Source organism: Chitinophaga niabensis, assembly GCF_039545795.1.
Taxonomy (GTDB): domain Bacteria; phylum Bacteroidota; class Bacteroidia; order Chitinophagales; family Chitinophagaceae; genus Chitinophaga; species Chitinophaga niabensis_B.
On sequence record NZ_CP154260.1, the window covers coordinates 2,357,131 to 2,381,733 of the forward strand.

The 24,603-nt window shown below is 45.3% G+C and carries 18 protein-coding genes; 8 read left to right on the forward strand and 10 right to left on the reverse strand.

The window, feature by feature from the left end; all coding sequences use genetic code 11:
* Nucleotides 1–16: 16 nt before the first annotated feature.
* Entirely contained in the window at nucleotides 17–3,055 is a 3,039-nt protein-coding gene (locus tag AAHN97_RS09335) for a glycosyl hydrolase (protein WP_343307317.1), read from the forward strand.
* An 85-nt stretch (nucleotides 3,056–3,140) separates the two neighbouring features.
* Here AAHN97_RS09335 and AAHN97_RS09340 read toward each other — a convergent pair whose 3' ends face one another.
* The 4 genes from AAHN97_RS09340 to AAHN97_RS09355 all read right to left on the reverse strand — a co-directional run bounded on the left by AAHN97_RS09340 (nucleotide 3,141) and on the right by AAHN97_RS09355 (nucleotide 8,973).
* The gene (locus AAHN97_RS09340; protein WP_343307319.1) at nucleotides 3,141–3,932 is read right to left on the reverse strand and encodes a hypothetical protein; all 792 of its coding nucleotides are present in this window, start codon (nucleotides 3,930–3,932) and stop codon (nucleotides 3,141–3,143) included.
* Between the two features lie 5 nt (nucleotides 3,933–3,937).
* Nucleotides 3,938–7,219, reverse strand: a complete 3,282-nt coding sequence (locus AAHN97_RS09345; protein ID WP_343307320.1) for a TonB-dependent receptor domain-containing protein — start codon at nucleotides 7,217–7,219, stop codon at nucleotides 3,938–3,940.
* A 110-nt stretch (nucleotides 7,220–7,329) separates the two neighbouring features.
* On the reverse strand, nucleotides 7,330–8,331 hold the full coding sequence (locus AAHN97_RS09350; protein WP_343307321.1) for a FecR family protein: 1,002 nt from the start codon (nucleotides 8,329–8,331) through the stop codon (nucleotides 7,330–7,332).
* Nucleotides 8,332–8,418: 87 nt separating this feature from the next.
* Entirely contained in the window at nucleotides 8,419–8,973 is a 555-nt protein-coding gene (locus tag AAHN97_RS09355) for an RNA polymerase sigma-70 factor (RefSeq protein WP_343307322.1), read from the reverse strand.
* A 135-nt stretch (nucleotides 8,974–9,108) separates the two neighbouring features.
* Between AAHN97_RS09355 and AAHN97_RS09360 the strand changes: the two genes are divergently transcribed.
* From AAHN97_RS09360 to AAHN97_RS09375, 4 genes are all read left to right on the forward strand, one after another.
* A complete protein-coding gene (locus tag AAHN97_RS09360) occupies nucleotides 9,109–9,672 on the forward strand; it encodes an RNA polymerase sigma factor (protein ID WP_343307323.1) in 564 nt (187 codons plus the stop codon).
* Nucleotides 9,673–9,742: 70 nt separating this feature from the next.
* Nucleotides 9,743–10,804, forward strand: coding sequence for a FecR family protein (locus AAHN97_RS09365; RefSeq protein WP_343307324.1), 1,062 nt, complete (start codon nucleotides 9,743–9,745; stop codon nucleotides 10,802–10,804).
* A 197-nt stretch (nucleotides 10,805–11,001) separates the two neighbouring features.
* Nucleotides 11,002–14,790: a SusC/RagA family TonB-linked outer membrane protein gene (locus AAHN97_RS09370; protein ID WP_343307325.1), complete on the forward strand. Its 3,789-nt coding sequence runs from the start codon at nucleotides 11,002–11,004 to the stop codon at nucleotides 14,788–14,790.
* An 18-nt stretch (nucleotides 14,791–14,808) separates the two neighbouring features.
* A complete protein-coding gene (locus AAHN97_RS09375) occupies nucleotides 14,809–16,431 on the forward strand; it encodes a SusD/RagB family nutrient-binding outer membrane lipoprotein (RefSeq protein ID WP_343307326.1) in 1,623 nt (540 codons plus the stop codon).
* An 85-nt stretch (nucleotides 16,432–16,516) separates the two neighbouring features.
* Here the strand turns inward: AAHN97_RS09375 and AAHN97_RS09380 are convergent, their stop codons facing one another.
* From AAHN97_RS09380 to AAHN97_RS09400, 5 genes are all read right to left on the reverse strand, one after another.
* Nucleotides 16,517–16,948, reverse strand: coding sequence for a DUF6326 family protein (locus AAHN97_RS09380; protein ID WP_343307327.1), 432 nt, complete (start codon nucleotides 16,946–16,948; stop codon nucleotides 16,517–16,519).
* A 10-nt stretch (nucleotides 16,949–16,958) separates the two neighbouring features.
* Nucleotides 16,959–17,585, reverse strand: a complete 627-nt coding sequence (locus tag AAHN97_RS09385) for a hypothetical protein (protein ID WP_343307328.1) — start codon at nucleotides 17,583–17,585, stop codon at nucleotides 16,959–16,961.
* Nucleotides 17,586–17,668: 83 nt separating this feature from the next.
* Complete coding sequence (locus AAHN97_RS09390) at nucleotides 17,669–18,250, reverse strand: Crp/Fnr family transcriptional regulator (protein ID WP_343307329.1); 582 nt, start codon at nucleotides 18,248–18,250, stop codon at nucleotides 17,669–17,671.
* Nucleotides 18,251–18,335: 85 nt separating this feature from the next.
* Nucleotides 18,336–18,494: a hypothetical protein gene (locus AAHN97_RS09395; RefSeq protein ID WP_343307330.1), complete on the reverse strand. Its 159-nt coding sequence runs from the start codon at nucleotides 18,492–18,494 to the stop codon at nucleotides 18,336–18,338.
* 105 nt (nucleotides 18,495–18,599) lie between these two features.
* The gene (locus AAHN97_RS09400; protein ID WP_343307332.1) at nucleotides 18,600–18,788 is read right to left on the reverse strand and encodes a hypothetical protein; all 189 of its coding nucleotides are present in this window, start codon (nucleotides 18,786–18,788) and stop codon (nucleotides 18,600–18,602) included.
* Between the two features lie 322 nt (nucleotides 18,789–19,110).
* On the opposite strand from AAHN97_RS09400, the gene AAHN97_RS09405 reads away from it, so the two are divergent.
* From AAHN97_RS09405 to AAHN97_RS09415, 3 genes are all read left to right on the forward strand, one after another.
* On the forward strand, nucleotides 19,111–19,581 hold the full coding sequence (locus tag AAHN97_RS09405; RefSeq protein ID WP_343307333.1) for a hypothetical protein: 471 nt from the start codon (nucleotides 19,111–19,113) through the stop codon (nucleotides 19,579–19,581).
* A 227-nt stretch (nucleotides 19,582–19,808) separates the two neighbouring features.
* Entirely contained in the window at nucleotides 19,809–20,798 is a 990-nt protein-coding gene (locus AAHN97_RS09410) for an oxidoreductase (protein WP_343307334.1), read from the forward strand.
* A 60-nt stretch (nucleotides 20,799–20,858) separates the two neighbouring features.
* Nucleotides 20,859–21,668: an AraC family transcriptional regulator gene (locus AAHN97_RS09415; RefSeq protein ID WP_343307336.1), complete on the forward strand. Its 810-nt coding sequence runs from the start codon at nucleotides 20,859–20,861 to the stop codon at nucleotides 21,666–21,668.
* Here the strand turns inward: AAHN97_RS09415 and AAHN97_RS09420 are convergent.
* Nucleotides 21,651–24,470 carry a triple tyrosine motif-containing protein gene (locus AAHN97_RS09420; RefSeq protein ID WP_343307337.1) on the reverse strand — a complete coding sequence of 940 codons (2,820 nt, stop codon included), beginning with the start codon at nucleotides 24,468–24,470 and terminating at the stop codon, nucleotides 21,651–21,653. The two genes, AAHN97_RS09415 and AAHN97_RS09420, sit on opposite strands and share 18 nt — an antisense overlap.
* Nucleotides 24,471–24,603 lie beyond the last annotated feature (133 nt).

A 24,603-nucleotide genomic window follows, 5' to 3' on the forward strand; every position in this document is an offset into this window, starting at 1 on the left:
CTTATTTTACGAAGATATGAGATATTTACTTGCCCTGTTCTGCGTCTGTTCTTTATCCGCATCCGCACAGCAAACTGCCGTGCAGAAAGGTTTTACCACACTGCCTGATAGCACTAAACTCAGTATGTACTGGTACTGGATGAGTGACAATATCAGCGAAGAAGGTATAAAGAAAGACCTGGCTGCCATGGCGGATATCGGTATCGGCCGAGCCTTTATTGGTAATATCGGGTATAATGAAAACGAAGTACCCTACGGCAAAGTGAAACTGTTTTCAGATGAATGGTGGAAGGTAACGCGTACGGCTATCCGCACTGCCGGTGAAAAGGGCATTGAGATAGGATTGTTCAACAGTCCCGGATGGAGCCAGAGCGGTGGTCCATGGATCAAACCTGCACAGTCCATGCGTTATCTCGCGGGGGAGGAAGTAATGGTAAAAGGCCCGCAACAAATTTCCCTGCCTTTAAAAGAAGCCGGAAAAGACTTTCAGGATGTAGTGGTGCTCGCTTATCCTGCACCTGCGGAAGACCTGCTGCTTGCTGTAAATATCAAAGCAGTAGAAACATCTATTGACCTGGAACTGCCGGCAGAAAATACCGCAAGAAGCCTCATCCTCTATATGAAAGGGCGTTTCCGCGCAGAGGGTGAACTACAGGTGAAAGAAGGAAACACTTACCGCTCCATTACAACGTTCCTGGTGGACCGTACCAATCCCAGTGATAATGTGGGTTTCAGGCCTTTCGCACCTTTCAGTGTTTCTTTTCCTCCGGTAAAAGGCAAAAGCTTCCGCCTGCTTTTAAAGAATAATTCCAAAGAAGGACTTACAGAAGTACATCTGCTGAAAGCCCCGCGCATTGAGCGTTATGAAGAGAAACAATTGTCCAAGATGTTCCAGCAGCCACTGCCTTTGTGGAATGAATACCAATGGCCGCAACATCCCACGGCAACGGATACAACACTTACTATTCCTCCATCACAGGTAAAAGATATCACACAATATTTCGGGAAGGATGGCATCCTGCGCTGGAATGTACCCGCCGGCAACTGGATCATCACCCGTTACGGCATGCTCACCACTGGTGTGATGAATGCGCCCGCATCCAAAGAAGGAGCAGGCCTCGAAGTGGATAAGATCAACCGCGTTCCCATGCAGCATCACTATGATGCATTCGTGGGGAAGATCCGCAGCAGCATTCCTGCTAATGAACGCAGCGCACTCAAATGGGTAGTGGCAGATAGCTATGAAACAGGTTCCCAGAACTGGACGGATGATATGGCAGCGTCCTTTTCAAAACAATACGGCTACGATCCCTTACCCTGGCTGCCAGTTCTTTCCGGCAGGGTAGTAGGCACCGCAGATCAAAGCGACCGCTTCCTCTGGGACCTGCGGAGACTGGTGGCGGACCGGGTGGCATATGAATATGTAGCTGGTTTGCGGGATATCAGTCATAAAGACGGGATGCGCTTGTGGCTGGAGAATTATGGCCACTGGGGCTTCCCTTCTGAATTTCTCAAATACGGCGGGCAGGCAGATGAAGTAGGCGGCGAATTCTGGAATGAAGGAACACTGGGTAATATTGAATGCCGCGCAGCTTCTTCTGCTGCACATATCTACGGTAAGAACAGGGTGGCCGCAGAATCCTTTACCGCAGGCGGACAGGCTTACGTGCGTTACCCCGCATTACTCAAAAAACGGGGCGACTGGTCTTTCACAGAAGGTATCAATCATACTTTGTTGCATGTATTCATCCATCAACCTTATGAAGACCGTAACCCCGGTGTGAACGTAGGTTTCGGCACAGAGTTTAACCGCAAGAATACCTGGTTTTACCAGGGCAGGGCATTTGTGGATTATCTCCGCAGATGTAATTTCATTTTGCAGCAGGGTAAACCGGTGAACGATATCGCCTATTTTATAGGAGAAGATGCGCCTAAAATGACGGGTATCAGAAATCCTGAATTACCGCATGGTTATTCATACGATTATATCAATGCAGAAGTGATCCTTCAAAGGCTGAGCGTTAAAGATGGCTCGTTTGTATTGCCGGATGGCGTTCGTTACCGCCTGCTGGTATTGCCAGAGCTGGAAACCATGCGGCCGGAGTTGCTGAAAAAATTATTTGCTTTAGCGAAACAGGGAGGGCTGATCTTAGGCCCTGCTCCCAAACGTTCTCCCAGCTTGCAGGGTTTTCCGGAAGCAGATGCACAGGTTCAAAAACTTTCAGCAGAGATGTGGAAGCTCCCCAATGTAGTATCCGGGAAGAGCATGGAAGAAGTATTGAAGTTCCCTCCTGATGTACAACTGGACAAGGATGTGTTATACACGCACCGTACGGCTAAAGATGCAGATTACTATTTCCTCTCCAATCAATCCGATAAAACGGTTAATATTTCTCCTGCATTTCGCATCAAAGAAAAACAGCCGGAACTATGGGATGCAGTAACAGGTAAAATAAGAGATCTGCCTTCTTTTACATTTACTGCAAATGGTACTACTGTTCCTTTGCAGCTGGAAGCATATGAAAGTGCATTCATTGTATTCCGCAAGCCCGCCACTAAAACACCATCTGGCCGCAGCAATTTTCCACAGCCGCAAACATTGCAGGAACTCAAAGGCCCCTGGCAGGTGGAATTCGATTCCACCTGGACATTTAATACCTTAACAGACTGGAGCCAGCACCCTGATGAACGCATAAAGAACTTCTCCGGCACCGCTTATTACAGCACCACCTTTTCTGCCGCACCCGGCAAAGAACGTTACTATATCAACCTGGGCCTCGTAATGGTAATGGCGAAAGTGAAACTGAATGGCAAAGACCTTGGTACGCTCTGGACAGCCCCCTGGAAAGTAGACGTAACAGCGGCACTGAAGAAAGGTGAAAATAAACTGGAAGTGGAAGTAGTGAACACCTGGGTGAACGGCCTTATAGGAGATAGTAAACTCCCTGTTAAAGAGCGGAAATACTGGTCTAATGTAAACCCTTATAAATCTGAAAGTAAATATCAATCTGCCGGTCTTTTAGGCCCGGTGAAACTGGAATCAATACCTTACTAAAAGTGCCTAAGAAGGTGAAAGTGTTAAACAGCCCCGGATAACACATATCACGGGGCTGTTGCATAGGTATAGCGGTATAAATATCTCAGTATGAAATTAACCTGTCAGAAAATACGTCAAAAAGATCCTGGTTGCCCCATGTCGTAAAATTGTTGATGTAATGTTTCTCTGTCCCTTTAGAACCAGGGTCAAAGGAAAACTGATAACCTGAATAATTCGCCGGATCGAATGACTTGCCCATATTCGCCAATGGCTGCAGGGTATTCACATCCAAGGGCTGATAAAAATAGACTATGGTTGCGGGGTCAGCATTGTCTTTTATCAGCAGAAATTCAGAAAGCACTCCCTTCTTTATGTTTTTGAACGTTGCCAGTGTATCGGTTTTCACCAGTGTAAAGGAAACAGGATCGTAATGACATGCGTATATCTGAACGCCAATAGCATCAGGTAATACATCATTGGTATGAAAAAAGGCTTGCAGGCGGTGATTATCAGGGATATTTTCATCAGTTTGCCCTACCAGAACAGGATCCCTATCCGCATCCAGCTGCAACAGGGTAAGCGCAGCTTTCTTTCCGGGCATGTTCAGCAAAGTATCTATAAGAACGGTACCGGTAGCACGATCTTTTATCAGCACATGCTGCATATCCTTCGCCTTTGGGATCAATTTTGTAGCGGTATTCCCGTTGAACAAACTGTCTTCCACCAGGTCATTATTCACTACAACTTCAAAAGCGGATCCGGCATTCGTGGAAAAGCTGGTAATAGTAAAGTTAATTACTGCTGTAGCTATTGTAAGCTCACCATCTTTCTTACATGCATAGAATGACGTGACAACAAAAGCGAAAAAGAAGAGTGTAAAAAATATCTTATTCATGATCATTAAAAATTGTAAGTGATGTTTAAGCTCACATTTCTGCCTTTGAACCATTTATGATAAACGAAGTCCAGATCTTTATTGAAGGACGTTCCTTTGGGATCATGGTTGGGGTTTGGATTTTTTGCCTGATCTTCCGCGGAATCAAACAGAAAACGCCCTCCCTCGTAACCTGCTGATGGGGTTGCTTTTACGTTTTGATAGATGATGAAGTCCTGCTGAAGCAGATCACTGATATTGAGCCTGATCTGCATTTTATTCTTCAGCAATGTGGTACTTAACTGCAGGTCTATTACATCGCGTGCATTTTCGTACTGATCCTGCCAGGGATTAAAACCGGCGTTCGATATTCTCTTCCCGAAGCGGTTGTATGTTACATTTATACTGAGCAGGTTATCGAAATAACCGATCCCTCCGTTTACGACATAGGGAGAAAGCCCCTGTAACGGACGGTCGCGGTTTCCCGATGGTGCCTGCCCCGGAGCTGACCCTGCATCTGCTGCGGCCTTTAACAAAGACTGTGCATCATACACTACATTCGCTTTCATCCATGAGCCATTCCCGCTGATATATAACTTTTTTAACCAGGCTGCGGAAGGCTTCATAAAACCAAGCGACTTCCTGAAGTCTACTTCAACCCCTATGTTCGTTGACTTTTCCAGGTTGAAATAGAATAAGTTTAATTGCCCCCCGGCAGGCGAAGCCACTACTTCTACAGGATGTTTGAATTTTTTGTAGAATCCGGATACGGAGATAACCTCTCCAGGCCCTGGATAATACTCATACCTGATATCCATATTGGTGATGCCGGCATCTTTTAAATTACCCGCTCCCCTGTAAGAAGTTCTGTCCCTGAAATCATAGTAGATAAAAGGAGCTCTTTCCCTGAAATCAGACCTGGCAACTGTGTTTGAATATGCTGCTCTCAGGTTCATTTTTTTAGTGAGGCTATAGACCAGGTTGAAGGAGGGCAGCCAATCTGTTTTACGGTATTTCACCAAAGTATCCACCGGATTACCTGTTGCTTTATTGTAAGAAATACCGTTCACATCCATGGCATTATTTTCCATACGCAAACCACCAATAAAGCGGAATTTTTTCAGGAAATTGATGTCTGCCATTACATAAGCGGCATGCAACTGCTGATCACCCTGGTAATCCTCTCCGTCATCGCCGGCGCTAATGGAAACAAAACGGTACGTGAGGTACCCTGGTTTCAGTAAGCTTTGTAGTTCGTAATCTGGCATTCCAAATACCGCCTCATCAATAGCAGCTCTGTTACCCTTCTGATCATAGAACATCCTCATGGCTAAGGACTTGAAGTCCGCCTTACGGAAAGCGCCCGCATAACCCGCTTTGATCAGCTGACTGGCTTCTCCTACCTTGAACGGAACCGTAAAATTCGCTGCTACGTTTTGTCTTTTTTCTTCAAGGGCGGAGTTAAAGATTGCGTTACCCCTGTTAATAAAACCAGTTACTTCATTCAACATATACTCATGGTACCCTTTGGGGCCATACGCCTGGTATCCCAGTACGGAACGGGTATCCGGCTGGTCCCTGTGCACGGAGATATAATCAGCAGACCAATCCATTTTCAGGTGCTTGTGCAGCTGATGTTCACCTTCCAGCCTGCTCTGCCACAGATCATTGATCAGCACCATGTCTGAATAATACAATACATCATCGCCTTCTATATTAGTAGTTACCTTGAAGTTGAATTCCTTTCCATAGCTGACGGCAGATTCATGGCTGAATCTCCTGTTAAAAAGATTCTTCAGCACTACTTTATGGTTTTTGTTTTGAAATCCTATGTTTGCCAGGGCGCCTACCGCGGTATTAAAAGTATATGTATTCGCACTGTCATAATAGTAATAAGAAGGTTGATAGCGCTGATCGTCTATTACGTTTTCCTCATGCCGGTAAGTCCCGGCCAATGTCACACCCAGGGAAGCGGCATCCCTGAGATGGATCTTTCTGCCAATTGCCAGCTGGTAGTTCTGTACCGGAGAATAACCATATTTATTCAATCCCCAGTTATTGGGAATGCGGGCGTTCATTGCGCTGGTGCTCACATTATCTCCTGCTGAAAAAGCTTTCCTGTACGCATCGCGGGACCAGTCTTTTTCCCACCATGTGCGCCTGCCGTCGTCCATGCCAAGATATTCTTTATTCCCTCTCTGTGTTGAATACAGGGACTTTCCCGTACTATTGGTATTTATTCCACTTCCTACGGTAATGGTGGCAAAGTTTTCTGCAGGAATATCTTTTGTGTTCACCTGTACTAATCCTCCTGCAAATTCTGCCGGCATATCCGGGGTAGCCGTTTTATTTACAATAACGTTGTCGATAAGGCTGCTTGGAATAATGTCGAATGAAAAGTTTCTGCGGTTGGGTTCTGTACTGGGCAGGTTGGATCCATTCAGGATCATGCTGTTGTACCGTTCACTCAGGCCACGCACCGTAACGAATTTGTCGTCCTGCACCGTGAGGCCGCTTACACGTTTCAATACCTGCGCTGCGTTGTTATCCGGTGTAGCCCTGATCTGCTCGGCGCTGATGCCATCGCTCACAGCAGCATTATTTTTCTGCCTGAGATACAAGGCGGTTGCGCTTTCCTTTTTGGCTGAGGCCGTTACCACTACGGTTTCCAGTTGTCCTTTTTTCCATTCCAGCGTGGCATTCAGCTGAAAGGTCTGGTTGCTCTTCACTACCACATCCGTGATCACCTTGGTGCCATATCCAACGTAACTGACAGTAGCTGTATAGTTACCTGCGGGAAGCGGAACAGTGAAAGCGCCGTTTATGTTTGTAGTGGTTCCCTTGTCAGCGATCCTTACAGTAGCGCCGGCAACAGGCTGTCCGTTTTCTCCATCGATGATCTTACCGGTTACCATGCCGTTTTTTTGAGCAGGGCTGGAGCTGGCTGGTTTATAATCCGGATGCAGAGAAAGAAAGATCAGGTTTCCTTTGATGCTGTAAACCAGCGGGCTTTTCTCAAAGATCTGGTTCAGCACAGTGGTTAATGCAGCATCCTGTAAGGAGAATGTAATGTTTTTACCATAAGCCAGTAGCGTGTTTTCTGAATAGGAAAAATTTAAGCCCGTTTGTTTTTCAATGCTGTTGCAGGCTTCCCGGAGAGGTGTGTTTTTAAATTGTACAGATATTTTTTTGTTTACTTGCTGCGCCCAGAGGCCAGTGCTGAATAACAGCAGACATCCCAGGCAGAGGGCATAGATCATTTTTTCAGGCAATGGGATGCCACAATACCTCTTTCGCTTTTTTTTCATACTTTTAATTGTTGTTTGTGTTATTGAAATAACCACCTTTGGATTCCCGTCCCCGGTGGTTTTGATCTAATACATACTTTATTTCCGCTTCTGTTACAGGAGCGGATTTTTTATTTTATCAATACTTCTTTTCCTGAATTTTTTAGCGTAACACCCGCAGTGATGGAAATAATGTCCAGCGCTTCTGCTGCCGTTGCATTATCGATAACAGTAGTGATCAATATATCGGCTGTTTGTGGTTGGGAAAACCGGATGGTGATGCCATAATACTGCTCTAACTCCCTTGCAACATCTCCTAACCTTTGCTTATGGAATGTAAGGATGCCTTGCCGCCATCCACCGATCGGTGCTGTATCAGGGAGCGTTTGAACGTTTGATCTTTTGTCAGCAATAGTAAAGTTTAACTCCTGCTGCTGAGTGAGGGAAGCGATAACACTATCCTTTGGATGGTCATGTTCTACTACATTTACTGCTCCTTCGGCAACAGCTACTTTGACAACTGGTTCAGTGATACGGTAGCGGACATTAAACACGGTACCTATATCCACCGTGGTAAGGGAGCCGGTCTGAACATTGAACGGATGTGCTCCGCCGTGTTTTACGATAAAATAGGCTTCACCTTCCAGGATAATGTTCCGGTTAGTAATACCATAATTTTTATTGTACCGGAGATCGCTGGCTGCGTTGAGGTATACCTGAGAGCTGTCCGGCAATACAATTTCCGTTCTTTTCCCGGCTTCATTATGCAGGTACACCCATTCATTTTCCAGCTTTACCTGTTGCTGGTGTTGCCAGCCTGCCCAGGCTATGGCCCCAACGAATATAGCAGCAGCTGCTGCCTGCCACCAGCGGGGGCTTATGATCCGTTTTACAGGAGCCGGTGCAGCAGGCTGAACGAGTGTCAGAAATTGCCGGTATTTACCGGCGGCTCCAGGTTCCGGTTCAAAGGTTTCCGCGGAAACCTGCTGCCAGTCTGCATGAAGCCACTCATCAAGACTTTCCTGGTAAGCAGGGTTGTGCAAATACTGCCGGATAAGATCCAATTGCTCTTTGGTGCAGTGACCGTCTACATATAACCGGAGTAATTGTTTATCTACAGGTAATGATTGCATACAGGTAAAGTTTATAACACTTACCTATACATATCCTGTTTTTGTAAAACACCCCTATGGCGTAACAATTTGTTAATACGGAACCGGTTATAAAATAAGGGAGGCCAGGTATTGGGCGAGTTGAGCGCGTAATTGTTTTAGTGTGGCGGCAATCTGGTTTTCAACTGTTTTCGGGGAGATATTTAGTTGTTCGGCTATTTCCCGGTAGCTAAGATTTTGCTCCCGGTGGAGCAGGAAGATCCGGCGGCGTTGTTCCGGCAGCTTGCTGAGGCTTTCCTGGTAATGCTGCACTAATTCCTTGTATAAAACAGGATCATTAGCCCCGGTTGGGTCGGAGAGTTCTCCCGCTGCATCCAGGCCAAGCAAACCATCCATCTTTTTGTACCAGGCTTTTATCAAACGGTGACGGGCAATGGTAAACAGGTAATTTTCAAACGTGGCAGGGTTAGTAATGGAACGTTTGTTTTGCCAGACTTTTACCAACACTTCTGTGGTAATATCTTCTGCTGCAGCTTCATTTTTGAGATAGCGGAAAGTATAACGCAGCAATCTTGGCTGGAAATAATAAAACACCGCTTCAAAAGCAGTGTCATCCCCTTGCAGCCATCGCTCAACAAAACCTGAAATACCCTCTTGAAGCATATTGCGGTTACACTATTAACTGCGCAAAGAAAAGAACTTTTATTATATCCTGGCAAAAAAGAACGTTATCCTGATATTATACTATTTGGTTGGATTTAAGGAAAACTATACCTTGTATCAATAAATACCAACTTTTTGATCAACAGTGAACACGATATGGAATGGAGCCGTATGAAAAACGGTGATCCAGCCGCCCTTGAAGCTATTTACAGGGCTCACATCAGATCGTTGGTGCGGTATGGCTTAAAACTCACTCATGATCTTGACCTGATCAGGGATAGTATCCAGGACCTCTTCCTGGAGATCTGGCGCAACCGGGAGAACCTCGCAGATACTTCCCATCCTAAATTCTATCTTTTCAGGGCTTTACGGAACAAACTATCCAAAGCGCAAACAAAGCAATCCTTTGTGAGCGAAAATGAGCTGCGTCTTGCTTCAGACAGTCTCCTGGAAGAATATGTGGAATTAACCATCACCGCCAGGGAAACAGAGGCCGAGAACCGGCAGGCCCTGAAACAATTGTTACATAAACTACCCCAGCGGCAGCAGGAAGCCGTTTATCTCCGCTTTTACCAGAACATCCCCTACGAACGCATTGCGGAACTGATGAGTATGAATTACCAGTCCGTTTTAAACCTCATGCAGCGGGCCCTGAGGGCTTTAAGGAAAGAATATACCCCCCGTTCCTCCAAAGACTAAAAAAAACTTTTCCAAAAGTGAGTATCCAGGTAAGAAAACAGACATTACCTTATATAGACCTTGCTATTTCATGGACCATCAGGAGGAGAAAATACATGCATTATTACTGGATAACCGGTTCGTAGACTGGGTGATCAATCCGCAAAGCCCCTATGCCGGCTACTGGCTGCACTGGGCTGCAACGGACCCGGAACATGCATGGTTGCTGGAAGAAGCAAAACATTTTCTCCTGGAAATGAGGCTGGCAGAAGAAGAGGGGCAGCAGGAACTGAGTGAGGTACAGCTGGAACAAATGCTGGACCGTATCCGTGAAGAGATAAGGCCGGCCCCTCAAAAGAGAAACATCGCAAAATACTGGTACATGGCCGCGGCTATGCTGGCAGGAGCCATTGCATTGACCCTGTTTATGTATGCTCCCAAACAGAACACCATCACAGGCACAGATAAAAAAGAGGCCTATTCCACAGATGTGATCCGGTACAATGGCAACAAAGAAGATGAACTGCTCTTTCTGCCGGATGGTTCCAAAGTAGTGCTGGCAAAAGGCGCAAGGATCTCTTATAATATGCTCATGAATGGCAGCAAAAGGGAAGTAACCCTGTCCGGCGAAGCATTCTTTGATGTGGCTAAAAATGCAGAACAACCTTTTTATATCTATACACAGAACGTTGTGGTAAAGGTACTCGGTACCAGTTTTAAAGTAACGGCATCCGGCAACCAGGAGTCAGTAGCAGTTAAAACAGGTAAAGTATCCGTTTACCTCAAAGGGCAGGACCTTGAGCAGTCTGCCGCCCGGATTGTACTGCCACAGCAGGTATGCAGGTACCCGGGAAGCGGTAAGGAACTGATCACAGAAACATTTACAGATAAATTGCAGATTGCCGGCGGGCTGGAAAAAGCCAGGAGCTATAATTTTGAAGATGCCCCGCTGGACTCCGTTATCAATACCCTGGAGAAAATGTATGCTATCCCCATACAATATAATGCAGATACCTTTGCAGGCTGCTTTATAACAATATCATTGGGCGATGAAAGCCTCGAAGAGATCTTAAAAGTTATTACAAGAACAGTGGACGCATCTTATAGTTACAGCGGCTATGGCATAACGTTAAAGGGAAAAGGATGCCGCTAAGAATTTAGTTTTACAGACAGGAATGAGCACGTTTATTAAACATCAGTAACAGCTAACGTTAACAAACTCAGAAACTAAACAACAAGTATGGATTAACAACCAAAATCAGGGCGCCCGCTCTTGAAAGGGCCTCCTATGCACTATTCCATAGGTGTTCCCGCACCTTATTAAATCACGCTACTAAATCGTTTTATGTTATGAAGAAAATTGGATTGTGTACTTACTCAGCTTCTTTTTTTATGAAAGCAGCCCTCATACATTATTTCCTGACCCTTGCATTCTTCGTAGGGGTACAGGCCGCGCCTGCAAACGGGCAGGGCATCCTGGATAAACGCATCTCCATCACTGTGGAGCGCGAATCCTTCAAAACCGTATTACAGAAAATAAGCCTCAAAGCCGGCGTGAAATTTTCCTATACACGCAATACACTTCCTGAAAAGGAAAAAGTAAGCGTGCTGGCAAAAGATGAAACCCTGGAGAAAGTATTTACCAACCTGTTTGATCCCTTCGATATCGACTTTGAAGCCATTGGCAGCCAGGTAGTATTGCGGAAGCAAAAGCTCATGAGTGTACTGATGAACCAGGCACAAGGAAGCATTGCCACAGAGATCAATTTCAAACAGGTAAGAGGCACCATCAAAGATGTTAGCGGCAGCCCCATTCCTGGTGTAACAGTGAGCATTAAAGGAACTACAAAAGGTACTAACACAGATGGGAATGGTGATTTTCAGATAGAGGCGAATGAAGGAGATGTGCTGGTATTCTCTGCTATAGGCTTTAAACGCATTGAAATGAAAGTTGGGAGCGAAAGCTCGTACTCCGTGGTACTGGAAACCGATGAAAAAGCTCTAAGCGAAGTAGTGGTAACGGCGATGGGCGTTAAACGTTCCCCGCGTTCACTCGGTTATTCGGTACAGAAAGTGGATGGCAGTAACATTACCATCGCACAGGCACCTACCATTGCCCAGGGGCTGATGGGAAAAGTAGCCGGTCTGAATATCAGCCAGGCATCCGGTGGGGTGGAAGGCGGTTCTTCCCGTCTCGTGATCCGTGGTAATACTACACTTACAGGTGATAACCGCGCACTCATTATTGTAGATGGTGTGGCACTTAATAATGACCCTGTTAATAACAATGCGAACAATGGTGGCGGTGGAGCCGTTGGTACCCAGCAGGGTGCTGACGTCTCTGGTTATAACGACTGGGGTACCGGTCTGAATTTCATCAACCCGGAAGATATTGAAAATGTTACGGTGTTGAAAGGACCCGCAGCAGCTGCTTTGTATGGCGCCAGGGGTGCAAACGGTGTGATCCTCGTTACCCGTAAGAAAGGGGAGAGAAGAAAAGGCCTGGGCGTGGATTACTCTTATTCCAGCCGCGCAACAAAAGTGTATGAATACCTGGATTTCCAGAATGACTTTGGTTCCGGCCTGGTGGGCGCTTTGTGGACAGCAGATCAGGGAAAACAATTCCCTGTGAACGGTGCTGGTAAACGTTATCAGATAGGCACTTATTCCGGCAGTTATGCTGCAGGTGATTACAAAACAGGTGCTTACGGCATGCTGCCTTATGATAACAGCACGCAGGCATGGGACCTTTTTTCCTTCCCCAGCGGATTATCCTGGGGCCCTAAGTTCGACAATCAACCGGTGCTCTGGTATGATGGTGTAGAAAGACCTTACTCCGCACAGCCCAATAACTGGAAAGATTATTTTCCCAACGGTTCTGTAAACCAGCATAACGTGTCTATCTCCGGTGGCGGTGATTTTGGTACCATCCGTGCTTCTTATACCAGGGATGATAGCAAAGCCAATATCCTGAACAGTAACTATAAGAGCAATATCTTCAATATCGGTTCCAGCATCAAGATCAGCAAAATGCTGAGTGCGGATATCACGGGTAGTTACGTTAACTACGAACGTTTGAATGCGCCACCGGTAGGAGCCGGAGCTTTTATGGCCGGTATGTCTTATGCCGCAACAAGAGACTATCGCCCGGATGTGGAGAAGCTGAACAACTTTGCACCGGATGGTTCACAAAGGGACGTCACCAACTCCAGCAATTTCCCTGCTGGTTCTCCGCCATACCCTTATTATTCTTACATGGCCAATTCTTATTGGAACATCTATAAGAACAATACCGTTTTCAATCGTAATCAATTGTTAGGTAGCATCAAACTCACTGCCAACCTCACGGACTTTTTAACATTGATCACACAGGGAAGTATTGATAACTCAAATGATGGTACGGAGATCAGGGAGTATCCCAGGAACGTTCAGGGAACACAAGGTGCTTACAGGCAGGCCAATGCCCGCAATATGAGCCGTAACCTGAATGCGATGCTGAGATTGTACAAGGACAACCTCTTCGATAAACAATTTAATGCCAGTATCACCGGTGGTGTGGAATCTTACTACAGGAACGATTATACCGTGAGCAACAAAACAAAAGGTAACTTCATCAGTCCTTTTATTTTTGCATTGAATAACGGATCAGAAGCTCCTGAAGCAGCGCAGGAGATCCGGTATGCCAAGAAGATCAATTCAGGATTCGGATTTATAGACCTGTCTTTCAGGAATTATCTTTTCCTGCAGTTAACAGGTAGGAACGACTGGTCTTCCACACTTACAGATGGTACCAATTCTTACTTCTATCCATCCGTTAATGCGAGTTATGTATTCTCGGATGGTATTCCGGGTGTACAGACCGCGCTGCCCTGGCTGAACTTTGGTAAATTAAGTCTCTCTTATGCGGAAACAGGTAGTGATACAGACCCCTATTCTATCTTTAACGTATTAAATACAGCGGCATACAATCAACAGGCTGCACAAACCTTTCCCAGTAATTTAAAATTCCCCGGTGTTGCACCGCAAAGGACCCGCCAGTATGAAGCCGGTTTAAGCCTGGGCATGTTCAATAATCGTGTGAACCTGGAGGTAACAGCGTACTCCATGAAAACGTTCAACCAGATCCTTTCCAACAGTTTGCCGATGTCTTCCGGATTTACTTCGGTACAGCTCAACAAGGGATCTTTAGGTAATAAAGGCATTGAATTCATCATCAGCGCCAATCCCGTAAGTACCAATGATTTTTCCTGGAATATTTCATTGAATGGTGCACATGCACAGAACAAAGTGCTGGCACTGGATGAAGGTACAGATGCTATTTCACTGGGTACTTTCTTTGGCGGAAGCGGTGTTTCACAACGTGTGAAAGTAGGAGAGAACTACGGTACCCTTTATGGCCGTGATTTCACTTACCTGAATGGTAAAAAAGTAGTGAAGAGGGCCGTGAACCCGCAAAACCAGCAGTTACTAAGTTATATGGTGAATGGACAGCCACAGGCAGCAGGTACACAATGGGTATTAACACCCAATGAAGTACCCATTGGTAATTCCCAGCCATTTATGACTGGCGGTATTGCCAATACTTTGCGCTACAAGAGCATCTCCTTATACTTCATGGTAGATGGTAAGTTCGGTGGCGATACTTATTTCGGTACTTATGCCGCAGCCATGGGTAACGGCCTGTTGCAGGAAACTACCAAAGAACGTAACGGCGGCGGTCTTCCCATGACCTATCCTGATGGTACCACCGCTAATACAGGTATCATTTTCGATGGTGTGTTCGCAGATGGCAAGCCTAATACAGATGTGGTAGCCTATCCCTGGTATTACCTGGGTACCTATACTTCCTGGAATCACCTGGGTGTTCCAAGATCCGCTTCTGTATTTGAGAATACCTGGATGAAATTAAGAGAGGTGGCATTGACCTACCAGGTGCCGCAAAGCGTGGTAAGACAAACAAAGATCTTCCAGAACCTGAGCCTTTCCCTGATCGGACGGGACCTTTTTTACCTCTTCACCACTATACCCAAAGGGCTTAATCCTGAAGGCGTGAATGGTATTGGTAATATGCAGGGGATTGAATATTCCTCTATGCCAAGGATCCGGTCTTTTGGTTTTACTGTGAAAGCTGCTTTATAATTTAAAAACTGTTGAATCATGAAGATCATACAAAAATCAATATACAGTTTACTCATCTGCGGGGCATTATGTGGCGCAGGTGCATGTGAGAAAGGATTTGAAGAGATCAATACACCATACAAAGATGCCAGTGAGAATACGGCATCCATATCCGGTCTGTTCAATGGCCTTGTATCTTCACTGGGTAAATACGGGGATGATGCGCTGAATGTGAGCTTACTATATCCCATCACCAATCAGCAGGCCTATCAGAATACGGTAGCGCCTTACCTGAACTATAGCGTAACATACTGGAGCCAGTACTATCCTGATCTGCTGGTGTACAAAACCATCCTTAGAAAGATCGGCGAACAGGCTAATCCGCAATCCTTCAATAACATCAAATACATGGCCAGCGTACTGATGGCCAATAAAACCCTCAGGATGCTGGATTACTATGGAGACATTCCATACAGCCAGGCTTCATTGGCTAAAGAAGGAAATCAGTTTTTCCGCCCGCCATATGATGCGCAACCGGAAGTCTACAAAAGCGTATTGGCAGACCTGAAGGCTGCTGCCGATGGACTGGGAACAGAAACAGGCCAGGTGAACCTGGGTTCTTCAGAATCTTTCCTGAACAGTGATTTCACTGCCTGGAAGAAGTTCGCCAACGCCTTACGTTTAAGATATGCCGTAAGGTTATACGCTAAGGAAAAGGCATTGGCAGACGGGATCATTACAGATATCATCGGCGGTAACAAACCCTTACCCGCTAATCAGAACCTCACCAGCCTGTACCTGGACAATTTCGGATTATGGCCCAGCCGTGTAACGGTAACTGGTCAGACGCTGGGTGCCCTGGACAGCAAATGGGATTCCTATCGCGAGTTATCCATTTCCAACATCCGCATGAGCAGCAATGTATGGCAGCAAATGTCTTCCACCAATGCAACAGACGGTTCCGGCATCTTTGATCCGCGCTGTTATGTTTACTTTATGACCAATAATGCGGACCAATGGGTGCCACAGCCCCAGAACGGCTCTCAGCCTGAAGGTGGCCGTCCTTATGATGTGGGTACGGAAAGAAAAGCTATCGGCAGCGACCCTGCCAATAAGTTTGCCTGCGTGAATTACCTGATGGCATACGACAGGGTGTTTTATCCCATACTCATTGTAACGGAGGCAGATGTGCATTTCCTGAAAGCAGAGATCTATCAGCGTGGAATGGGCGTTGCCAAGGATATAGTAAAAGCTAAAACAGAATATGAAGCGGGGATCACTGCCTCTGTGAACTTCTGGTATGCCTATACCCAGCTTTCTCCCACCTGGGCGCCTGCAAGGCCGGTTGCGCCTACAGCGGGTCAAATGACGGCTTTCCTCACGAATCCTGCGGTGCTGTATAACGGTGCCAACGATGCGGATGCACTGAAAAAGATTGCCACACAATCCTGGCTGGCTACAATGTTTCAGCCGGCGGAATCCTGGGCTACAGTGCGGAGAACGGGGTTAACGCCTAAGGATCCAACCTATAATCCTTCGGTGGTGAATAAGTTGCCTTATCCTGATGATGAGAATGTGAATAACCATGAGAACTGGCAGAAGGCTACGAATGGGGAGAATCCTACACTGCAGGTACAGAAGAAAGTGTACTGGATGCAATAAACAGGGGTATATTGGTTGACTATAAAGAAGAATGGAGCTCGTTGTGATGACGGGCTCCATTTGATTTTTTTAGGGTATCTCTTTTTCATGTTTCAGTACGAGGCCACTTCCATGCATAACGGATAATCAGGCAAAGAAGAACGACCTCAATAACAGCGCCAAACACCATGTGTATCCAAGCCTCTCCTGCCAAATTAAACAACGTAAAGGGAATAAACACTGCGGCAATAATGATATTTGCGCAGCGATTTACTTTAGCCGGCAGGGCAACAGAAAGAAAGATCATTAACACCGGAATCGTCAAAATAGCGAGTACCACCAAAAGGAATGCTTGCGTAATTTCAAATAAAAATACCTTTCCTGCTAAAAGATCTTCTAGTGCACCCGGCATAAATAGGTGGAAATAATCTACATAGATGTAGAGAAACATAAAACTCGCCCACAGGGCTGCAAGCTTCAATTTCAAACTGACTTTGACGTCTTTCAGTTCGTTTTGTGGTGTTTTTTGTGTATTCATAAAATATCAACTAAAAATTAAATCCAAAATGAAATCCTGGTTCTCCGAAGACAAATTTCGACCATTTATCGTCTAGCCGTTTAAACTCATCAGGCATTTTGGTGTGGTAAGGACGGTGAGTAATTGCTAATGATGGTTGAATAAAAAATCTGTCTTTAAAAAGTTTGATGTGATAACCAACGCGGTAAGTATTGAAAAACTGAAATCCATTATCAATTTTTTTGCCGCCAACATTCACAAATGTTTGCCAGGTAGGCATTACATTAAGCTCGGCATATAAACCTTCCCACAAAAATCTTTGGTAAGCCACTGATAAACCATACTCACGAATATACCCCGGAAATTCTTCTTCCGGCTTTCCGTATGATTTGTTAAAAAATGGGTGAATACCATTCGGCCAGGCATATTTCCAGGTTTTTAGTTCTAATGTAATTACATCTTTTCCTGTAATACGATAGCCTAAATTGAGTTGAATGAAGCCGGGATTGTTTGTAGAAGCCAGATTACCCAATAAAAACATAGTACTACCAACGAACCACCGTTTGTAAGTACTGTCTTGTTTGGCATATTGGGCTTTGAGGTGGAGCGTGCTTGTCATCATTACGACAAGACAAATGAACAAAATTTTCTTTTGCATATCAATATACTGGTTGTTAAATGATATGCAAAGGTAGATTGGCGGGATGCTATAACTCGTTCACTTAGGTTAAGAAATGAACCTTACCCTTTATTTTTCTCTGTAATCCTTGCTCTTAACCTGCTTAAAGATTCGGGTTTGATACCTAAATAGCTCGCTAATTGATACTGTGGCACACGTTGGATAAGGTCCGGTCTTTTCTGTAATAAATTTAAGTATCGTTGTTCAGGGGAAGAAGTCTTAAACTCGTCAAAGTTTATTTGTTGCTTAGCTAAGTTTTCTTCGGATAATATTCTGCATAGGGTTTCAAACTTTGGAAATTTACTGTTTACTTCTACTTCCATATCAGAACTTGAAACTGTAAGTATAGTGTCTTCTATACAACTTATATAATATTTGGACGGAGTTTTGGTTATTACACAAGGAGGTGTCAAAGCTTCCATTTCTGTGTAGAAAGCAGTAGTTTTTTCTTCACTATCTAAAACATAATATGTCCGAATACAACCTTTTAGAACAAAGTAGCTATTTTTCGATTTTTGTCCTGCTTTGAGTAAAGTAGTTCCTTTCTTAATAGAACGAAATATGTCAAACGAAAGTATTGCGTTCTTCTCATCTTCTGTTAGAGAAATATATTTTGATATAAAGTCAAATAGTATGTCTTCCATTTTCTGCCTTTCTTTATCTGTACCAGTAGTAAGATTATCTACAATCCTTAAATATATGAAGATTTGTAATTGCCCAATTCATCTTTTAAATATACTTTATACTCTTTACCACCAATGGTTTCTTTTTGATAGGAATCTCCTTCTGAATGATCTCCGGAATAAGCGTTGGAGGAACAATTGGATGGAACATATGTAACATACCAAATAACGCATCATAGATCTCCTGATCTGTAAAGCCTTTCATGTGGACAGGATTGGGTAGTAAAAAAATAGTGTTCAGGGTTAGATTGGGGCGTATTAGGTAGAGCACAATTCATATCTGTTTTGATGATCATCGCCATTTCCTGGTTTAACCTGCGTACCAGGAAGGAATCTTCATCTCCTTAATGATGGAGGCAAAAGCTGTGCGGATGTACTTCGCACCAAGGGCTGCGCGGGCAAATTCCTGCATATTCTCCCTGGTTCGATAACTCTTCGAAACCCTGGAGGATGCTTTTTGCCGTACTAAATACCCGTCTTTACTTTTATAGAAAGTCATATTTCCGGCTCCCTTTGGCCTTTCTTACACGGAAAACTGGTGACGTCTTCCCTGAATCCCGTGTATTCGGTACCGATAGAGCAAAGCTATCCCGCCCTTAAGCCTTGCCAAAATCAACGTGCCGTTTATGCCGAAATAGGTCACTGGAGCCCCACTTTTCCGCTGGCAGGAGTACAGAAGGGAATGAACGCTGGTGGGAAAATAAGGTACTGGATTTTTGATGGTAACAAGAAAAGAATCAGGGCGATTTAACAGAACTTTTCGGGAAGGTGATATCCAGTAACCTTAAACAAGGTGTATTTTTAAGTAAACCTCTACCACTATGAAATCAATCGCTCTTCTGACACTGACCCTTTTATTATCATTCGGAACATTGTTTGCGCAACAAATGGGCGGCGAACCATTTAAAGGTGCAGAGAAAATAATTGCCAGATATGATATTGCATCGGATTCCCTTTTTAACATGCTTCTAAAGCAGATCACCCAACATGGCTATGCAATAGACAGGTTGGAAAAGGATTCTATGCTGATCGTTACAGAGATGAGGCCTGTGATCAAAAAGGATAAATATAAAGCTACAATTAGCAAATATGCCATGCGGCTTGCCATTGTGGATAATACCTTAACCCTGTCATCAGCCTGTATGTATCCGGATCTTAAGATTAAGTTTCATAATGCGCAGGTTGTACCGCTGGTTTATTATCCTAAAGGATACCCCGCAAAACCTACTTTTAATGAAGTGTTGGCTTTTGTTAGAGCAACGAACCCTGCTTCTATAGCTTATGCCAAATAGCCCATCGAGAGGCCAAAATGACAGGTACCCCACCTTAATACGGGATGGATACGGGAATGATACGGGATTGATACGGGAATGATACGGGAATGATACGGGAATGATACGGGATTGGTACCTGATTATATCGCAATTGACCCGTAAAACAAACAACATTCGACCCTTTAAACAAAGTCCCCCAATGTTAACCCTCCTAGCTTTGCAGTAGAAAATAAAGCATAGGAACAATGAACACACTACAAAAACCCATTCACTCCGGCTTCTCAGCTGCTTCTACCGCAGAAGACGTGATCAAAGGCATCGATCTCACCGGCAAGGTAGCCATCGTTACAGGCGGTTATTCAGGCATCGGCCTGGAAACAGCAAGGGTATTAAGGAATGCAGGTGCTCAGGTGATAGTACCCGCAAGAGACCTGAAAAAGGCTGCAACCACGCTGATGGGTATGGATGTAACCATAGAAGAATTAGATCTGATGAACCCTGCATCCATCAACGCCTTCGTAGACCGCTTTCTGGCCTCCAACCGCCCGCTGCACATCCTGGTGAACAGCGCAGGCATCATGGCCAATCCTTTCACGAAAGATACCCGCGGCTACGAGTCCCAGTTCGCCACCAACCACCTGGGCCACTTCCAGCTGGTAAACAAACTGTGGCCGGCTTTGCAAAAAGCAAACGGCGCCCGGGTGATCTCCGTATCCTCCCGGGGTCACTGTTATTCCCCGGTTATACTGGAGGACCCCAACTTCGAAAACAGGGAATACGAACGCTGGGCCGCTTATGGTCAGTCAAAAACAGCGAACGTGCTGTTTGCAGTAGAACTGGACAAACGTGGCAGGAACGAAGGGATAAGGGCCTTTTCCCTTCATCCGGGTAGTATCCTGGGTACAGGGTTAGCGGTGCATCTTACCAAAGAGGAATTGCTGACAGCAGGGGTAATAGATGAAAATGGCAAACCCATCCGTGATGCAGAAAGAGGACTCAAAACAATTGAACAGGGCGCTTCCACCAGTGTATGGTGTGCTACAAGCCCTCAGCTCGATGATATCGGTGGCCTTTATTGTGAGGATAACGATGTTTCGCCACTGATGTCAACGGATATTACAATGAGTTTGAATATTGGTGCCTCAGCGAGGTTTGCAGGTGTAATGCCATATGCAATAGATCAGGAAATAGCAGCAAAGCTTTGGAGCCTGAGTGAAAAGTTATTGAAAGCATAGCACAGATTGTTGGTGCCAGGGCATGTAACCGGCACCAACAATTTTATTTAATTTTAGGAAATGGAAACGCCGCAATTGTTATCCACCGGTAAAGTGTTTTTTTCTGTTGTGATAGAAAAATACTACAGCCGTGAAATGGTGATCAAAGAGCATACGCTGTTAAGGATCATTTCCGGAGAAATGAAAATGATCCAGTCGGAGAACACTTATTTTTTTCATGCAGGGGATACTTTGTTATTCCCGCGCAATGAATTAGCCATGACCACCAAATTACCGTTGAACGGAGAGCCTTACAAGGCTGTCTCAATTTCTTTTCCGCAGGAGGTGTTGAGGAAATATTATGTGGCGCATAACATCACCCCTCCGCAGCAGCGGGAAATGCCCCGCATCAGGATACTGGACCAGCATCCATTACTGGAAAGCTTATTTGGCTCTATGCTGCCTTACTTCACCATGTCTGAAGAATTACCCGCGGATATTGTTGCCGTTAAAGTAGAAGAAGCTATTTCTATCCTGCGTTCTATTGACAGAAGTGTGGATGTTATCCTGTCCCATTTTGAAGAACCGGGTAAAATAGACCTGGTAGATTTTATGGAGAAGAACTTTATGTTCAATATGCCCATGGAAAAATTCGGATATCTCACCGGCAGGAGCCTTTCTACTTTCAAAAGAGATTTTAAGAAAAAGTTTAACACCACGCCACAGAAATGGCTAACGCAGAAACGCCTGGAACTGGCCCATCACCAGATCTTTGAACAAAAGCGGAAACCTTCGGATGTGTATTTCGAAGCGGGCTTTGAAAACCTCTCACATTTCTCGTTCGCGTTTAAAAAACAGTTCGGGTACAATCCCTCATACGCCCTGCACTGACAACAGGAAATCATATAAAGAAACATCTGCGGGTACTTCCAGTTTCTTTCTCAGCCGGTAACGGCTCGTTTCCACACCTCTCACAGATATTCCCATAGACTGTGCTATCTCTTTCGTAGTGAGGTTGATGCGCAGATAAGCGCAGAGTTTCATATCCGTGGTGCTCAGGTCACTGCAGCGCTTCTTAAGGATAGACAGGAAATTGTTATGCACTTCATCAAAATGCCGGGAGAATTGTTCCCAGTCTTCTGCATTCTCATCTGCTTCATCAAAGAGGCGTAATACTTTTTTGAAGGAAGGCAGGGGAGAAGGAGTGATCTTCTGAATGGTCTGTAACAGTTCTTCTTTTATATTGAACAGTAGTTTGCCCCTTTGCACCAGGTGCATGGTAGTAATGGCCAGTTCTTTGTTCTTGAACTGGATGTCCGCTGCCAGTTTATCATTCTGTAAACGTTCCTTTTCATATTCATGATGCAGGATCAGGCGTGCCTGTTCCTTCTTATGTCTCTGCTGCTGCGCTACAAACAGCCTGTAGCAGCACCAGATCAGTATCAATCCCAGTAATACGGCAATACTTTTTGCAAATGTTGTCTGATGCCATGCCGGTAGTATCTGGAAGGCATAACTGGCTGCCTTTGATATATTCCCTAAATTATCCCGGGCCTTTACAGAAAAAGCATACTTCCCATGAGGCAGGTTTGTATAATCTTTCTCTGTACGGGCAGACCATTCGCTCCATTCCCCGTCAAAGCCTTCCAGTTTGTAACTGAATTCCATGTTATTGCCGAATGAAGGTGCCGCATATTCAAAGTGAAAACTGGCAAATGCATTCGGTAGTTTTTTGAGTATAGTGGCTGAAGCGGGGATGTATCCGCTGAACAGCAGGCTGTCCCGCGCATTCACCTGGCTGATCATTACGGTGGGGTTTGTTTTTGGTTGTTTATATTTCTTATAATTGATGTGATACATGCCTTTCTCCCCGCCAATAAAAATGTTCTCTTCGTTGTAAGGATAAATGCATTCATATCCGCTCACGATCATTCCTTTTAATTCCGAGAACTGTACAATGCTGTAGGGTTTTTGCAGAGAAGGTTGATGAAAGTCCACCACACCGGGCATTTTCCCGGATACGAACCAGATATTACCGGTGGCATCTTCCGTCAGGTATTTAACAGCGGCATTTCCGAGGATGGGATACAGCCAGGGAGAAGGTGCAAAGCGCTGGTGAATGGGATCGAATTCATAAACACCGGCAGTTGTGGCTACTACCATTCTCCCCCGGATCCTGAATACAAAATTGTTATTGCCGGAAGGAAGCCCGTGCTGCTGTGTGTACAGGGTATACCGCAGCGTGGTGTCCTTTTCCAGCACTATCCTGTAAACGCCACGGTAAGGATGTGAGGCCCATATCACACTATCCTGTTCTGCGGTCATGAAACGAAGGGATTCATAGAGTTTGTTCACCTGCCTCACAGGTGCGTACTCCGGGCTCATGGTACGAAGGCCGTTATAACAACCGATCAGCGTTCTGGCCTGCTGCGGCAGAAATAACCAGCAGCCGGTCCCTTTGAACAGGGGAAGGGCAGTAGGCCCGCTGATACGGAAAGCACCTTCGTGATGGGTCATTAAAAGTTCTTCTCTCACAGCAGCCAGGCCCCATACCTGCCCGTCTGAAGATGTTACTTTCCGGAATTGATTGTCCTGGAAGCTAAGGTCTGTATGATCCTGCAGCGGGGTAACAAACAGGCCGTCTGATGTGCCGATGTATAAATGCCGGTTGAATACCCTGGCAGCATATGTGGTAAGGCATCGATGCTGGTCCGGATGGATCTGTTTAATGGCAGAATTATACCTGATCATGTCTATGCCATTATCCAGCGCCAGCCAGATGTTTCGGTTGTTATCCGGAAGTATCTTCCGCACGCTGTTATGCTGCAGGCCTTCGCGGATGCTGAATTGCTGGATCACTGCACCGCTGTTTTTATCCAGGATATAACAACCGCCTTCCGCAGTACCCAGCAGCAATTGATTATTATCCCATTCTTTTGCGCAGTAGATACGATCTTTTTGCAGGGCATTGTCCACCGGTGTTGAAAAGGGGAAAAGCTGCCGGTTATGCAGTTTAAAAATGCCGTTCTTCAGGGTGAAGAGCAACAAGGTATCTTGCTTCCCTTCGAGTACGGCAGAGACCAGCAGGTTTTGGGGAGTGATGGCTGGTACCAGCGGATGCCAGTTGCCGGAAACATATTTCATCAGTCCCTGCCCTGCATCCTGTGCATATAATCCATGTGCCGTGCTGCAGAGCAAACGCCATTCTCCCGCGGCAGGATATACACGGATGGAATTGTTCCTGTAGCAGAAGATCTTGTTATTACTGCGGAAGAATACAGCACCTTCATACAAAACAATATTCCAGATATCTGCAAACTCTCGTTCCCCGGAAGGGATCAGGGTTTTAAGGGAGGTATAACGCAGCAGCCCGTTCTCATCCGGCAGGTAATACCCGAAATCGTCCTGCGCACCAACATAGATCCTGTTGTCTTTATCCACCTTTACGGAACGTAAATAGGTGTGGTTGGATGAGGGGTGTATCTTCCAGTGCCGGCCATTGAAAGTTAGCAGTCCTTCGTTATTGGCAAAATAGAGGATCCCATGCCGGTCCATATCCACATCCCAGGTCTGGCCGCCTCCGGCATATTGCTGTTTAGTGTAATGAAGTATGGATGGGGCGCCGATCAGTTGCCGCGCCTGGGTAATGGCTGCCATCAGCAGGGGCAGCACAAACAATACAAGGCTTTTCATTCATAACGTTTCACTAAAAATAAAGAAAACAGCTTGAAGTAGTTGTGGCGTATTAAAGGCTGATTGATTTACAGGCAGATAGAAAATGATGACGTAGAATTGACGTACTGTTGAAATTCTACTTGCTGTAATT

Excerpts from the sequence above, each read along its gene's own strand:
- AAHN97_RS09415 (WP_343307336.1), top strand. The coding sequence starts at position 20,859 with ATGGAAACGCCGCAATTGTTATCCACCGGTAAAGTGTTTTTTTCTGTT.
- AAHN97_RS09345 (WP_343307320.1), bottom strand. The coding sequence starts at position 7,219 with ATGAAAAAAAAGCGAAAGAGGTATTGTGGCATCCCATTGCCTGAAAAA.
- AAHN97_RS09355 (WP_343307322.1), bottom strand. The coding sequence starts at position 8,973 with ATGCTTCAAGAGGGTATTTCAGGTTTTGTTGAGCGATGGCTGCAAGGG.
- AAHN97_RS09365 (WP_343307324.1), top strand. The coding sequence starts at position 9,743 with ATGGACCATCAGGAGGAGAAAATACATGCATTATTACTGGATAACCGG.
- AAHN97_RS09375 (WP_343307326.1), top strand. The coding sequence starts at position 14,809 with ATGAAGATCATACAAAAATCAATATACAGTTTACTCATCTGCGGGGCA.
- AAHN97_RS09335 (WP_343307317.1), top strand. The coding sequence starts at position 17 with ATGAGATATTTACTTGCCCTGTTCTGCGTCTGTTCTTTATCCGCATCC.
- AAHN97_RS09410 (WP_343307334.1), top strand. The coding sequence starts at position 19,809 with ATGAACACACTACAAAAACCCATTCACTCCGGCTTCTCAGCTGCTTCT.
- AAHN97_RS09395 (WP_343307330.1), bottom strand. The coding sequence starts at position 18,494 with ATGAAAGGCTTTACAGATCAGGAGATCTATGATGCGTTATTTGGTATG.
- AAHN97_RS09370 (WP_343307325.1), top strand. The coding sequence starts at position 11,002 with ATGAAGAAAATTGGATTGTGTACTTACTCAGCTTCTTTTTTTATGAAA.
- AAHN97_RS09420 (WP_343307337.1), bottom strand. The coding sequence starts at position 24,470 with ATGAAAAGCCTTGTATTGTTTGTGCTGCCCCTGCTGATGGCAGCCATT.
- AAHN97_RS09350 (WP_343307321.1), bottom strand. The coding sequence starts at position 8,331 with ATGCAATCATTACCTGTAGATAAACAATTACTCCGGTTATATGTAGAC.
- AAHN97_RS09340 (WP_343307319.1), bottom strand. The coding sequence starts at position 3,932 with ATGAATAAGATATTTTTTACACTCTTCTTTTTCGCTTTTGTTGTCACG.
- AAHN97_RS09390 (WP_343307329.1), bottom strand. The coding sequence starts at position 18,250 with ATGGAAGACATACTATTTGACTTTATATCAAAATATATTTCTCTAACA.
- AAHN97_RS09380 (WP_343307327.1), bottom strand. The coding sequence starts at position 16,948 with ATGAATACACAAAAAACACCACAAAACGAACTGAAAGACGTCAAAGTC.
- AAHN97_RS09405 (WP_343307333.1), top strand. The coding sequence starts at position 19,111 with ATGAAATCAATCGCTCTTCTGACACTGACCCTTTTATTATCATTCGGA.
- AAHN97_RS09400 (WP_343307332.1), bottom strand. The coding sequence starts at position 18,788 with ATGACTTTCTATAAAAGTAAAGACGGGTATTTAGTACGGCAAAAAGCA.
- AAHN97_RS09385 (WP_343307328.1), bottom strand. The coding sequence starts at position 17,585 with ATGCAAAAGAAAATTTTGTTCATTTGTCTTGTCGTAATGATGACAAGC.